This is a genomic window from Thermococcus marinus, assembly GCF_055389025.1.
In genome coordinates, this window is record NZ_AP042417.1 from 1,125,403 (window position 1) to 1,138,841 (window position 13,439).

At 52.7% G+C, this 13,439-nt stretch carries 14 protein-coding genes; 9 read left to right on the forward strand and 5 right to left on the reverse strand.

The annotated features are described in order from the left end of the window. Positions 1-4: 4 nt before the first annotated feature. The 3 genes from ACZ5ER_RS06280 to thyX all read right to left on the reverse strand — a co-directional run bounded on the left by ACZ5ER_RS06280 (position 5) and on the right by thyX (position 3,443). A complete protein-coding gene (locus ACZ5ER_RS06280; protein ID WP_464934037.1) occupies positions 5-691 on the reverse strand; it encodes a hypothetical protein in 687 nt (228 codons plus the stop codon). 154 nt (positions 692-845) lie between these two features. After that, a complete protein-coding gene (locus tag ACZ5ER_RS06285) occupies positions 846-2,474 on the reverse strand; it encodes a Na+/H+ antiporter NhaC family protein (RefSeq protein WP_050003080.1) in 1,629 nt (542 codons plus the stop codon). A 234-nt stretch (positions 2,475-2,708) separates the two neighbouring features. Further along, positions 2,709-3,443: an FAD-dependent thymidylate synthase gene (gene thyX, locus ACZ5ER_RS06290; protein ID WP_464935128.1), complete on the reverse strand. Its 735-nt coding sequence runs from the start codon at positions 3,441-3,443 to the stop codon at positions 2,709-2,711. Between the two features lie 214 nt (positions 3,444-3,657). Between thyX and argF the strand changes: the two genes are divergently transcribed. Beyond that, positions 3,658-4,605: an ornithine carbamoyltransferase gene (argF, locus tag ACZ5ER_RS06295; RefSeq protein WP_464935129.1), complete on the forward strand. Its 948-nt coding sequence runs from the start codon at positions 3,658-3,660 to the stop codon at positions 4,603-4,605. 170 nt (positions 4,606-4,775) lie between these two features. Continuing rightward, positions 4,776-5,708 (forward strand): NOL1/NOP2/sun family putative RNA methylase, encoded by a 933-nt coding sequence (locus tag ACZ5ER_RS06300; protein WP_050003083.1) that lies wholly within the window; start codon positions 4,776-4,778, stop codon positions 5,706-5,708. A 4-nt stretch (positions 5,709-5,712) separates the two neighbouring features. Here ACZ5ER_RS06300 and ACZ5ER_RS06305 read toward each other — a convergent pair whose 3' ends face one another. Both ACZ5ER_RS06305 and ACZ5ER_RS06310 read right to left on the reverse strand, forming a co-directional pair. Then, the gene (locus ACZ5ER_RS06305) at positions 5,713-6,687 is read right to left on the reverse strand and encodes a hypothetical protein (RefSeq protein ID WP_464934038.1); all 975 of its coding nucleotides are present in this window, start codon (positions 6,685-6,687) and stop codon (positions 5,713-5,715) included. Then, positions 6,687-7,265: a metallophosphoesterase family protein gene (locus tag ACZ5ER_RS06310; RefSeq protein WP_050003085.1), complete on the reverse strand. Its 579-nt coding sequence runs from the start codon at positions 7,263-7,265 to the stop codon at positions 6,687-6,689. The genes ACZ5ER_RS06305 and ACZ5ER_RS06310 overlap by 1 nt, the downstream gene beginning before the upstream one ends. A gap of 60 nt (positions 7,266-7,325) precedes the next feature. On the opposite strand from ACZ5ER_RS06310, the gene ACZ5ER_RS06315 reads away from it, so the two are divergent. From ACZ5ER_RS06315 to ACZ5ER_RS06345, 7 genes are all read left to right on the forward strand, one after another. Then, positions 7,326-8,399 (forward strand): saccharopine dehydrogenase family protein, encoded by a 1,074-nt coding sequence (locus ACZ5ER_RS06315; protein ID WP_464934039.1) that lies wholly within the window; start codon positions 7,326-7,328, stop codon positions 8,397-8,399. Next, positions 8,377-9,036, forward strand: a complete 660-nt coding sequence (locus ACZ5ER_RS06320) for a 16S rRNA methyltransferase (RefSeq protein ID WP_464934040.1) — start codon at positions 8,377-8,379, stop codon at positions 9,034-9,036. The genes ACZ5ER_RS06315 and ACZ5ER_RS06320 overlap by 23 nt, the downstream gene beginning before the upstream one ends. A 101-nt stretch (positions 9,037-9,137) precedes the next feature. Next, on the forward strand, positions 9,138-10,517 hold the full coding sequence (locus ACZ5ER_RS06325; protein ID WP_464934041.1) for a sodium-dependent transporter: 1,380 nt from the start codon (positions 9,138-9,140) through the stop codon (positions 10,515-10,517). Between the two features lie 122 nt (positions 10,518-10,639). After that, positions 10,640-11,050 carry a translation initiation factor IF-5A gene (locus ACZ5ER_RS06330; RefSeq protein WP_050003089.1) on the forward strand — a complete coding sequence of 137 codons (411 nt, stop codon included), beginning with the start codon at positions 10,640-10,642 and terminating at the stop codon, positions 11,048-11,050. Positions 11,051-11,140: 90 nt separating this feature from the next. Further along, positions 11,141-11,686 (forward strand): hypothetical protein, encoded by a 546-nt coding sequence (locus ACZ5ER_RS06335; protein ID WP_050003090.1) that lies wholly within the window; start codon positions 11,141-11,143, stop codon positions 11,684-11,686. Positions 11,687-11,697: 11 nt separating this feature from the next. Continuing rightward, positions 11,698-12,978: an ArsB/NhaD family transporter gene (locus ACZ5ER_RS06340; protein ID WP_050003091.1), complete on the forward strand. Its 1,281-nt coding sequence runs from the start codon at positions 11,698-11,700 to the stop codon at positions 12,976-12,978. 10 nt (positions 12,979-12,988) lie between these two features. Beyond that, positions 12,989-13,438: a universal stress protein gene (locus tag ACZ5ER_RS06345; RefSeq protein ID WP_050003092.1), complete on the forward strand. Its 450-nt coding sequence runs from the start codon at positions 12,989-12,991 to the stop codon at positions 13,436-13,438. The last annotated feature ends 1 nt before the right edge of the window (position 13,439 follow it).

Sequence of the window (13,439 nt, forward strand, 5' to 3'; positions counted from 1 at the left end):
TTCCTTATATCTTCCTTGCCCTGATTCTGAACTTCTTCTCAAGGGGCAGTCCTTCGAAGAGTTCACTGCCAAGCTCCACAACGGGTATATCAGCTTCGATTATGGACTCCTTCGTTCCCTGTTTAACCCTCAGCTTTCTAAGACTGCCGTCCTGAACTTCGGCCGAAAGGTAGGTTCCGTCTTCACCCTCGCCTTCAATGACGAAGTCCCTGCCGAGTTCCATTGCGATCCTTTTGACGATAGCTGGAGCCGTTTCGGGCGTCACGTGCTCTACTTCCCCTCTGCTTTCGCTGAGCCTCACCGTTGGACAGGCCATTGAGGAACAGAACTCCCTTATGGCCTCTGATATGCCCTCCACGAAGTTCTGGAGCGGTTTTCCCATTAGGGATTCACCAAAGCCTGCCCAGCTTGCGGTGACTTTCAGCTTCCGTCTGGCCATCTTGAATGTAATCGTCAGGATTCCCCGCTCCCCTCTGAACGTGTATATGGCCTCGTTCCGGCCCATGCCAACGTCGAGTTCAAACTCGTAGCCGAAGTTAAAGATAAACCTCGGGACTTTGAACCTGACCTTGCCGTCCTGAAAGCTCTCGAAGTACGGGAAGAAAGGCAACGTCTTCTGGGGTTCACTTAGCACCGCCTGGAGGGTTTCCCATCCGTAGGGCAACTCAACCTCATAGCTCTTCGCTCTCATGATATGCCCCCTAAGGGCGTTAAAAAAGCCTAAAAAAGAGTTTCTTGAACTTATGGTTTAGAACCCCCTAATCATCGTACCGGCCCCTCAGGTGCTTTTTTGGAAATATGGGGATGTAAACGGAAAGGGAGAAACAGAAAAGAGAGAATACAGCTCAGTCTTCCACGACGTATATCGGAACCTTACCGTGGGGAATGCCTGCCTTTCCTCCATACCATTCACTGAGGAAGTAGTGCGCAGCTATTAGGAGGGGCACTGCTATCACCAGCAGAATCCACCCGTTTGTTATGCCTACCGCGAACAGTATGAGCATTAAAGCGCCCACTGCGGCCGCTGTGACCGAGTAGGGAATCTGGGTGGCCACGTGGTCAATGTGGTCGCAGCCTGAGAACATGGAGCTCATGATTGTCGTGTCGCTTATCGGGGAGCAGTGGTCGCCGAAGACACCGCCGGCGAAGACAGACGCTATGCTAGCGTAGACCACCGGGCCGAAGCTTCCGCTCAGCTCGTAGGCCAGCGGGACTGCGATGGGCATCATTATGGCGAAGGTTCCCCACGATGTTCCTGTAGTGAACGATATAAACGCCGCCACGAGGAACACGACGAGCGGAACAAGCCCCGGTGAGAGGACGTTCGATGCGACGCTCACAACGTAGTCCGCAGTTCCAACGGCGTCGCAGGCCCTCTTAATGCTCCACGCGAGGATGAGAATCATCATTGCAAAGTGCATCTGCTTCATACCTGCAACTACGGTCTCCTCAACCTCCTTAAGGCTCATAACCTTCATACCGATGACGAGCGCCATTGCGACGACGACCATGCCGAATGAGCCCCAAACGAGCGCCCATGTCGAGTCGGCGTTGGAGAGGACGGCCTGGAAGCCTCCTTCCGCGTAGGTTGCGCTTCCACCGCCGGTGACCCACAGCCCGAGGAAGGTCAGCGCCACCAGCGTTATCACAGGGAGCGCGAATACCCAGACACTTTCCTTTCCTTCGATCGGCATTCCGACGTCGACTTCGGTCGTCATCATTGGCTGTGCGCCGTCGCGGAGAATCTTGCCCGTTGTCCTGGCGCGGTATTCAGCCTTGAGCATCGGGCCGTAGTGCCTGTGGGTAACGGCCACGAGGTAGACAAGGATAATCGCAAGTATTGGGTAAAACCTGTACGGCCAGCTTGCAAACCACGCCGAGTATGCGCTCACGTTGGCCCCGACTTCAGCTATTGCGTCTTTTAGAAGCCCAAGCTCGTACCCTATCCACGTCGAAACTACCGCCAGAACTGCCACCGGCGCGGCTGTGGAGTCGTCAGCATAAGCTAAAAACTCCCTGGAGACCCTCGCCCTGTCGGTTATGGGCCTCATGGTGTTTCCAACGATGATTGTGTTTGTGTAGTCGTCAAAGAAGATTAAGGTTCCAAAAATCGCCGCCATGAGAGAGGCCGCCCTGCTGGTTCTAATTTTCTTGGTGACTGCCTTTGCTATTGCGTTCATTCCGCCCGCTTTGTAAATCAGCGCGACACCTGCTCCAATAAGTGCATCGAAGAGGAGAATCCTCGTGTTCCAGAGGTCGGTGACTATCTGCCCATTCTCTTCCTTTGCAGACGCTATACTGAAAACAATCCACTCCAGCGTCTTTGTAGTTGCGCCTATCGGGTCTCCTCCCGCTACCAGCAGTCCGCCGACCCATACTCCAAAAAACAAAGCGAACAAGACCCTTTTTGTAAGTATTGCCATCCCGATGGCCACGAGGGGTGGCAAAAGAGACAAGATTCCATAGTCGGTCATATTGTTGCCCCCCTATTGCACTAAATGCAACATTCTTTCAATAATATTGCATTCATATCCTATAAAAGGCTTTCTTGACTTTTTTTGGTTAATTGTGGTCATGACAAGCCTTTATAGGTCGAGATAGATTATAAGAGACTATAATTTTAGCACTAATGCAGTTTTTTAGGGCTCATTCCACAAGTATTTTTCCCAATAGATTTGGGGATGTTCTAAAAAATATGAAATAATTGCTCATACTTTCATGACATTTTCCCATTTTTCCTTTGTCTTTTTTAAACAGCCAGGGGGCATCAGCTCCCGCTCCGGGCAGTAGCCGAGCTGTATGCACCTCGGCCCGAGCTTTGCCCACCTTATAATCGGTCTGAGTTCGTCGTTCTTTGCGATTTCTTCGAGCATCTTCCAGGCGACTTCCCTTATCTCCCATTGAGCTCTCTCGCAGAGCCTCAGGCCGAAGAAGTGCTTAAGCTCGCGCAGGTTCATGGTCACGACTATCTTCGTTCTGACTGCCTGCGGAAGAACGAAGCGCGCGTCCTCCTGGTGGACTCCGGCTTCGTAGCTCTCCTCGTAGAGCTCGATGGCTTCGCGCATAAGCTTCCTCCACTTTTCGTAGAGTTCAGGCTTTTCTTTAACGCTCTCTGGGATTACGAAGGTCTCCTCAACGTCATTTGGGTTCAATTTTATATAGCGCATTGATTGCTGGGTGTAGCTCGCTATCCTATGACGGACAAGCTGATGACTACACACACGAGAACAGCCCTCAATCGAGAACGTCAGAACCGCGTGTTCGAGTATTGACTCGTGGCCGTAGCCAAGAACCCTCGGCAGATGCATCTCGACGTCCTTCTCGGTCATTCGCTCGAAGGCCTCACTCTCCCACTTGTCCCAGTAGCTTATAAGGGCCGACCATGTGACGGTTTCAAGGGGCTTTTTCGTATAATTGACGAGCTTGACCTTGATTCCGCCCATATCCAGAATCACCGATGACCTGAAGAAGTCCGCTTTATTAGGTTTGCTGTGGGGAAAAAAGCTTAGTGGGGTTTCATTAATGTACTCTTTTGGAGGATAAAATATACGTTTGCAAAGGTGCCGACGAGATGGCTTCAAATAATTTCAGGAAAATCGAGAGTCTTCCGACGAAAGGGTTATTAAATTCAGGGGTCAGGTTTAAACGGTGATGCACATGGTGGTTAGCCTTGCCGGAAGAGACCTTCTCTGCCTCCAGGACTTCACGAGGGAGGAGATTGAGACTATTCTCAAGACGGCCGAGATGATGAAGATTTGGAACAAGATTGGAAAGCCGCACCGCGTTCTTGAGGGCAAGACCCTCGCCATGATATTCCAGAAGCCCTCCACGAGGACGAGGATTTCCTTCGAGGTGGGAATCTACCAGCTCGGTGGCTACGGCCTCTACCTCAACGCCAACGATTTACAGCTCAGGCGCGGCGAGACCATTGCCGACACCGCAAGGGTTCTCAGCAGGTATGTGGACGGAATAATGGCCCGCGTCTTCGACCACAAGGACGTTGAAGACCTCGCCAAGTACGCGAGCGTTCCTGTCATCAATGGCCTTTCGGACTTCTCCCACCCGTGCCAGGCTTTAGCTGACTACCAGACCATCCTCGAGAAGAAGGGCAGGATTCAGGGCCTCAAGGTCGTCTACGTCGGTGACGGAAACAACGTGGCTCATTCCCTCATGATAGCCGGAACCAAGCTGGGAGCGAACGTCGTCGTTGCAACTCCAGAGGGCTTCGAGCCTGACGAGAAGGTCATCAAGTGGGCCGAGCAGAACGCGGCCGAGAGCGGTGGCTCGTTCGAGCTCCTCCACGACCCGGTTCAGGCCGTCAAGGACGCGGACGTCATCTACACCGACGTCTGGGCGAGCATGGGGCAGGAGGCCGAGGCAGAGGAGAGGAGAAAGATATTCCAGCCCTTCCAGGTGAACAAAGAGCTCGTCAAGCACGCCAAGCCCGACTACATCTTCATGCACTGCCTCCCCGCCCACAGGGGTGAGGAAGTTACTGACGACGTCATAGACAGCCCGAACAGCGTCGTCTTCGACCAGGCCGAGAACAGGCTCCACGCCCAGAAGGCTGTGATGGCCCTTGTTATGGGAGGGATAAAGGTTTGAAGCTCTTCTTCTCTTTTTTGACTATCAATTGAAAGTTTTTCGCCCGCTGTGAAAGCGGTCTTTCATAAACCGTGCAATTTATGAAAGTGGTCTTTCACAAAAGGTGCAGTTTGTGAAAGTCTGGTTTCACAAACGAAGAACCTTTTAAACCTCTGCTCCAACCTTCCCCCATGCTCGAAAAGCTGTTCAGTCTCGGCTATTCCAAGGCCTTTGCGGAGCGCTATTACGAACTGTGGGGTGAGCGGGCACTGGCGATTGCTGAGGCTATGGAGAAACCCCTGCCGAGATGCTTCCGCGTGAACACGCTCAGGATAGAGGTTCCCAGGCTAACCAAGCTCCTCAACAAGAAAGGCTTCCAGTTTAAGAGGGTTCCCTGGGCGAGGGAAGGATTCTGCCTCACGCGCGAGCCGTTCTCGATTACATCAACGCCCGAGTATCTGAGCGGTCTCCTCTACATTCAAGAGGCCAGCTCGATGTATCCTCCCGTGGCGCTCGAACCGAAGCCCGGTGAAGTCATTGCGGACATGGCAGCGGCACCTGGGGGTAAAACTTCCTATCTCGCCCAGCTCATGGAGAACGAGGGAATAATCTACGCCTTTGATGTTGGAGAAGACAGACTGAAGGAGACCCGCCTGAACCTCTCGCGTCTTGGCGTCACCAACACCGTCCTCTTCCACAAGTCGTCGCTTCACATAGATGAGCTCGGCGTTGAGTTCGACAAAATCCTCCTCGACGCCCCGTGTACGGGCTCCGGCACAATCCACAAGAACCCGGAGAGAAAGGCGAACCGGACGATGGACGACATAAAGTTCTGCCAAGGCCTCCAGATGCAGCTCCTTGAAAAGGGCTTAAGTGCCCTCAAGAAGGGCGGAGTCCTCGTCTACTCGACCTGTTCCCTTGAGCCCGAGGAGAATGAGTTCGTAATCCAGTGGGTTCTGGACAACTTTGACGTTGAGCTCCTCCCACTCCGCTACGGCGAGCCCGCGCTGACGAGGCCATTTGGAATCGAGCTGAGCGAGGAGATAAAGAAGGCGAGGCGCTTTTATCCCGACAGGCACGGGACGAGCGGGTTCTTCGTGGCAAAGATTAAGAAACTTGAGTAGCTGTCTAATCCTTCGACTCTAAGGCAAGTTTTTCATCAAGCTCCCGTAACCTTTCAATGACGTCCTCGCTCAGGTTCTTCTCCAGCTCTTCCCTCGCGGCCTTGGCAAGCTCGAACTTTGAGTCGTACTTCCCGAGGGCCGTCCAGTGGATTTTCTTCCCCTCTACAAAGACGTCTATGTCGCAGAGGCGCTTGTAGCCGTGGTATTCGAGGCCTTTGAGCAGGAACTTGACCCGCTCCGGCTTCTCCCAGGTTAAGAGCTTAAGCTTGTAAACGGGGATGCGCATGAGGGGTCTCGGGTAGTCCCAGTCCCAGCCTTCCCCGACGATAAAGCCCAGGTCTAGGTCTTCAATCACCATCATGAGGCGCTCTACGTTCTCCTCGTAGCGTTTTGAGGTGTCGTAGATTTTAATCGTAATCTCTTTCCACTCCGGCATCAGTTTCAGCAGCAGGAGAGGTGCATCAAGGCTCAGCTCCCGATAGACTTCTAGGAAGTCCCTGCGGATGAGGACTGCGCCCTCAATGTCCTCCGGCCCTATTGGAGAGTTCAGCTTCTTCCTTGTCAGGCCTATTATGGTGTCTCCAGCTTCGCCCTCGTCGAAGGCCGTTCTTATATCCATTATCTCCCCGCCGTACTTTTCGGCGATGAGCCTCAGTCCTTCCTCAATCTTGTCCGGGACGCGCATCAGTATCAGTGTGCTCTCCACGTGGACTTTCTCAACGGGAAGTTTGCTGTTGATTATCCTGCTCAGGACAACGGGGGCGTGGTGTCTTACCAGAAATGCCTGTTTAGGGGGAATCGTTTCCTTTTTCCACTCCTCGGTCACAAAGACCACGGTTTCGAACTCGTTGCTTTTCCTTATTGCCTCATCAGTAGGGATTTCCTCAACGCCAAAAATATCCCTGAGAGCAGACCTTACGGCGTCCTCATGGGACGTCCTGAGGAAGATTATCGAGGGCCCAAACCTCAAAACGCGCATCACAGTCCCCTCCACATCTTGTATCCCCTATCAAAGTCCGTCCCGCTCGGATACTTCACACGGTACGTCTCTCCGCTCGGAAGAAGAATGAAGTTAACACCGAGAACCCCGTTCAGTCCCCTCTCTATCAGCTTGAAACTGTGGCCGTAGAGCTTGAAATCTGCCTCTAAGCCCACCACATCTTTCCATGTGTGGCCGAGGGCGAACCTTTTACCCTCTATCTCAACAACAGTTCCTGGCTCAACAACGGAATCCTCAAAGAACTCCCCAACTACCTCCGGGTCGTCCTCGTTGCCTGGGACTATGTACAGCACCGCCCCGGAGTTCTTGAGGACTCTCGCCAGCCTTCTCACGGCCCCCACGTAGAGCGGCTTCAGCTCGGGCCTGCGCTCCAGCTTTATATTGTCGGCAAGGTCGCCCGTGTGGATTATGTAGTCGGGCTCTGTCTTTTCAATCAGGCCGTTGAGGAAGCGGTAGACGCTTTCGGGGGTATCGCTTACGTGCATTATCTTGGTCTCCTCCGTGGAGGACAGTTTTTCCATGACCTTTTTCCGGAAGATTGGGAGTCTTATCGGCATTAAAAGGAAATGGGGAGAGGTCTTATATATACCTTCTCCAAAGTTGATATGGGTGTTACAATGAAGGTTCTCGTTCTCGGTGCCGGAAACGTCGGCAGGGCAATAGCCTGGGATTTGAAAGATGAGTTCGATGTCTACGTCGGAGACGTCAGCGACGAGGGGCTGAACGTCGTCTCAGAGTTTGCAACCCCCATGAAAGTTGATGCCTCCCGCTTTGATTCCCTCGTTGAGGTCATGAAAGGCTTTGAACTCGTTGTAGGGGCGCTCCCCGGCAGGTTTGGATACCAATCGGTGAAGGCCGCCATTAAGGCGGGCGTTGACATGGTTGATGTCTCGTTCATGCCAGAGAACCCGTTAGAGCTTCGCGACGAAGCTGAGAGAGCACAGGTGACAGTTGTATTTGATGCTGGCTTCGCTCCTGGGCTGAGCCACATCTTAATGGGACGCATCTGGAACGAGCTCGACGACATGAGAGAGGGATATATCTACGTTGGGGGCCTCCCAACGGAGCCAAAACCACCACTTTATTACAGAATTACATGGTCACCTAAAGACTTAATTGAAGAATACACCAGGCCAGCGAGGGTCATAAGAAGTGGGAAAGTCACGGCAGTGGACCCGCTCTCAGAAATTAAGACGGTGGAAATTGAGGGGTACACCTTCGAAGCCTTCCCCAGCGACGGCCTGAGGAGCCTGCTTGAGAGCGTGAGGGTGGAAAGGCTTGAGGAGTGGACGCTACGCTGGCCGGGACACCTTGAGAAGATGAAGGTTCTGAGGGAGCTTGGCTTTTTCAAGCCCGAGCACCTCGACAAGACCCTGGGAGTCATAACACCGCTCATGACCTACGAGAGCCCCGACTTCTCCATAATGCAGGTAATGGGGGCAGAGCCCGATAAAGCCATAAGCTACACCCTAATTGATGAGGAACGGGAGTTCACTTCAATGGCCCGCGTTACTAGCTACACTGCCTCCGCTGTTGCGAGGCTCGTCGCTGAGGGGAGTTGCATCTATGGAGTTATCCCACCAGAGATATTGGGAATGAGGATTGATACTTTCAAAAGAATCCTCGACGACCTTGAAGAGAGGGGAATAAAGCCGAGGAGGGAGGGGAATGCTCCACCTGGTAATAGCTGATTCCGAGCTTGAGCTGGTTCCACAGTCAATAGCTGACCACCCAGCAGTGGTGAACTACGCCAAGAGGAGGGGCAAGAAGCCGGAGGAAGTAGTACTCGATAGTAGCTACCACCACTCAGCTCTCAGGAAGCTCAAAGACGGCGACAGGCGGGGCAGACCGGACATAGTGCACATCTGCCTCCTCAACGCCCTTGAGAGCATAGCCAACAAGGAGGGGAAGCTCCGCGTTTATGTTCACACAAGGAACGACGAGGTTATTTACATAAAGCCGGAGACGAGGCTTCCGAGGAACTACAACCGCTTCCTTGGCCTCATGGAGAGTCTCTTCAAGAACAAGGTAGTCCCGCAGGACTTGGAACTCCTCCGCCTCGAAGAGAAGACCCTGAGCGAGCTGGTTGAAGAGATTGGGCCCGATGAAGTCTTTGTCATGCACGAGGACGGGGAGCTGATGAAACCCCGGGACTTCGGAAAGGTTCTGGCTGGGTTTGAAAATCCTCTAGTCATAGTCGGCGGCTTCCCCCACGGGGACTTCAGGAGCCAGGTTGAGGGGAAAAAAGTCAGCCTCTACCATGAGCCCCTGATGGCCTGGACTGTTGTGAACGAGTTAATCACCAACTTTGAGCATTGGGTTCTTTGAAGAGCGGCAAGGGACTACACAATGTTTTTATATTTTGAGGTTGTTCGCTCCGTGTATCACCACTGAATAATGCCACAATCAACAATAGGGAGGGTAAACCCATGCGGAAAATAAGCTTCCTTATGGCGTTTTTAATCGCGGGCTACATTCTGGGAATATGGAACTTCCTGGTTCTGCCAAAGTACTACATAAACTTCGGACTCAAGGGCTTCATTGTTTCGCTCGTTCCAACCCTGGTTGCGATGTTCCTGATATACAGCGAGGCTGAGAGCACCAAAAAGACCCGTTACCTCATATATGAGTTGTTCTTTAAGATATCCAGAACTCCTGCGCTGATATTCAGCCTTCTGATGTTCCTGCTGGTAATCCTCGGCGTCACCACTTACTATTCCTCCTATGGCCTGGCCCTCATTCTTGGAGTGGGGTCAAAATACATTCCCATTCTCGCAGCTGGAACTGTGGCACTCTCAATCCTGATGCTCCTGCTTGCAAAGGGAAGAACCCTTGAGTTCATCTCAATTTTCTCAATACTCTTTATCCTCTTCGCACTTGTTGCGGCACTCCTAATAAGAAACGGGGCGCTCGCCACGGTTGTCTCCCCGCAGGCGGTTCAGTACATGGAAAACGCTGTTTCCTCAATAACTTCATTCAACATGCCGCTAACGGCAAAGGGAGTAATCTACATGCTCGTTTCGGTGCTCATATCCTTTGGGCTTGGCACCGGGGTCTACTATGTTATAGGTAGCTTCGCTCCAGAGGAGCTTGACCTGAGAAAGGTTCTTGCGGGCGTCTTTGTTCTCCAGATAATCCTGAGCTTCGCCGCCGCTTTCACAGTGGCCTACTCCCTCGGTGCCGCCTACCAGGCGGTTGAAGAGGCCTTCCAGAACCCTGACATTTCGGCTGGAGAGTCCCTGGAGCTCTTCACGAGGTTCGACGACCTCAAGCAGTACACCACAAACAGCGATGCCAGTCCTGTGGACTCCATAGAGGTCTTTTACTCGATACCCACCGTTTTAAAGGGCAACCTATCCAACGATACGACGCTCATAACGCTGCTGATGCTGTCCCTATATCTCGCCGGCCTCACGAGCATAATTGTCCTGATTGAAATGGGTAGTCATATACTTTCCGAGGTCATGCAGCTCAGCAGAAACGGGAGCCTGGGCTTGGTAGGCTTCATCGGAATGATGCTGGCCGCGGCAATGGTTGTCGGCGATATCAGAACTATGTTCGTCGTCGTGCCCTTCTCAGTTGCTACCATTATGGCCGCGATAGAGAGCTATCCGCTCATACCCTCAGAACTGGCACCAAATAAAGGGGCGGTCTTGGCCATTGTTCTTGTACTGCTCCTTAGCGGGCTAGTAACCATTTACTACGCCCTCACGGCCTCTGCAGTGCAGGTCAAGATGGGTGCGGTGCTTGGCCTCGTTCTATTGGTGCCCCTCCTCATGAACAAGGTACTGTTGAAGAGCAGGCGCTGACTCCTCCCTGCCATGAAGGGTGAGGCTTTCAAAAGAAAAATGTAAAGTCTTTTTCGCCCTTTCAAAAATTTTTTAAACGGCTTTCCCAACACAACCCAGAACGCTTATAGGAGGTCTGAAAGATGGGAGACAAGACCAAGGTTCAGGTCAGCAAGCTCAAGCCCGGAAGGTACATAATTATCGACGACGAGCCCTGCAGGATTGTGAACATAACCGTTTCTTCCCCGGGAAAGCACGGTTCCGCCAAGGCAAGGATTGAGGCCGTTGGAATCTTCGACGGCAAGGTCAGGAGCATCGTCAAGCCGACCAGCGCCGAAGTTGACGTCCCGATTATCGACAAGCGCGTCGGCCAGGTCATCGCGATAACCCCAGACACCGTCCAGATTATGGACATGGAGACCTACGAGCTCTATGACGTCCCGATCGAGGGCGGCGTCGAGGAAGAAGTCAAGGACCAGCTCAAGGAAGGCATCACCGTCGAGTACTGGGAGACCCTCGGAAGGATCCAGATCAAGAAGGTTAGGGGCGAGTGAACGGGGGTTTTATTTTCGCCCAATTTTGGTTTTTTCATTAAACAAAACTCATATAAATGGGCTTTTCTTCTGTGGCCACTGGGGGTTGCAATGCCAGATTTCAAAAAGCTGATACTTAGAAAGTTCAACTACATCGCGGGCTCACGGTACGAGGAGATAATGAAGGCATACCGGGAGTTCCTTTTAACTGAAGAAGAAATGGAAATCCCCGTGATTTCGTCGGTTCTCTTGGTCGTTGACAGGTTCTCCGAAAAACCTCCCGATGAAATTTATGATGTTCTGACATCGTATCCAGGAGCCTTCATCAAGGTCACTTACCTGATAGACGGTCGGCTCTGCGCCCTTATCCGGGAAACGCTGGGAGAAGAGGCGGCAAAGAAATTCCGCATAAACGAGAAGAGCATGGGGGAGGAGTTCATTAGGGACATTTCAGGAAGATTGTCCCAGCTTGGGGTCAACTTCAGCTCGGAGATACTCTTTGAGGACAAGGCGTCCTTTGTGGAGGACGCCATTGAAAACTACGATTTGCTCGTGATTTCGAAGCATTTCGGTTCCGAGGGTCTCAAAACTTACAACATAACCCCCCTGGCCTTTAGGATAGTCCAGAGAATCGAAAAGCCGGTAATACTCTATTAGAGGTGGTACACATGAACACCCCAGAGATTATAGCGCTGTCGGTGTTCCTGGGCACCTATGCCTTCATAATAACCGAGAAAATCCACAGAACGGTTGCCGCAATGGCAGGTGCGTCGGTCGTTCTCTTAACGAACGTAGTCCCCTGGGAGAAGGTTCCAGAGTACCTCGACCTCGACACGATACTGCTCCTAGCCGGTATGATGGTGGTCGTCAACGTTGCGCGGGAAAGCGGACTTTTTGAATACATCGCCATAAAAACCGCCAAGTTCTCGAAGGGAAAGCCGATGCGCGTCCTCCTGCTCTTTTCGGTGGTCACAGCGGTCGTTAGTGCGTTCTTAGATAACGTTACAACCGTTTTGCTCCTCACACCCATGCTGATATACATAACGAGGAGAATGAACGTCAATCCAATTCCCTTCCTCCTGTCTGAGGTCTTTGCCTCCAACATAGGCGGTGCGGCAACCCTTATTGGAGACCCTCCCAACATAATGATAGGCTCGGCCGCAGACCTCAGCTTCAACGAGTTCATAGCAAACATGGCTCCTATTTCCCTCCTCGACCTCGCTGTCACCGTTGGGATAATCTACCTCGCGTACAGAGGAGCCATAAAGGTCAGTCCCGCAAAAGAGAAAGAGATACAGACACTTATAATGGGGCTGAAAGAAGAAGATGCAATCAAGGACATGAAGCTCTTCAAGAAGTCCCTGGCTGTTATAGGTCTTGTAATGCTCGGATTTTTCTTCCACGACAGGTTGGGGGTTGAGCCCGCGGTTATAGCCCTTACAGGGGCCTCGTTGCTCCTGCTGTGGAGCGGGGCATCGCCAGAACACGCGCTGGAAAAGGTTGAGTGGGCGACCCTCTTCTTCTTCGGGGGCCTGTTCATACTCGTCGGCGCCCTGGTGGAGACGGGAGCCATAGCCCAGGTTGCGGACTGGATGACGGGCCACATCAACTCCGAAAGCGAAGCCATATTCATGATATCCTGGTTCTCCGCCCTTGCGAGTGCCGTGGTTGACAACATACCCTTTACGGCCACGATGATTCCCCTGATAAAGGCCATGGGCTCGACGCTCAACACCTACCCGCTGTGGTGGGCCCTTTCCCTGGGGGCATGTCTCGGTGGAAACGGGACTGCAATAGGGGCGAGCGCCAACGTCGTCGTCATAGGAATTGCGCACAGGGAGGGGATTGAGATAACCTTTGGGGACTTCCTCAAGGTGGGAATGGTTGTTATGATTGCCACAGTTGCCCTTGGGAGTATAGTCCTGTGGTTGAGGTACGTGGTGCTGTGAGGTGGTACGTATGAAGATACTCGTCCTCGTTGACGGCTCGAAGTGGAGCCAGAAGGCGGCCCTGCACGCATTCGCAATAGCCCGGACAAAGAAGGCAAAGGTCGTCCTGTTCTCCGTCCTTGACAGGAGAGAAGTCCGTGCCATCGCCTTCCACACCAGCTTCAGGAGCGGAAACCTTGAGGAAATTCAGAACTTCGAAGAGACTCTCTGGAAGGAGAACAAGAAGGGCATAAAGGACGTTCTCACAACGCTCCTCGAACTCGGTCAGAGTGAGGGAATAAACTGCTCCTTCAAAATCGTAGAGGGGCCGGCAAAGGATAGAATCCTCGAAGAGGCGAATTCAGGCAACTACTCCCTCGTGGTCATGGGGGCCTACGGAAAGAGCGGAAAGACGAGGATAGGCTCCCTCCTTGAGGACGTCGTCGGCCACATCAAGCCACCGGTCATGATTGTGAGATAGC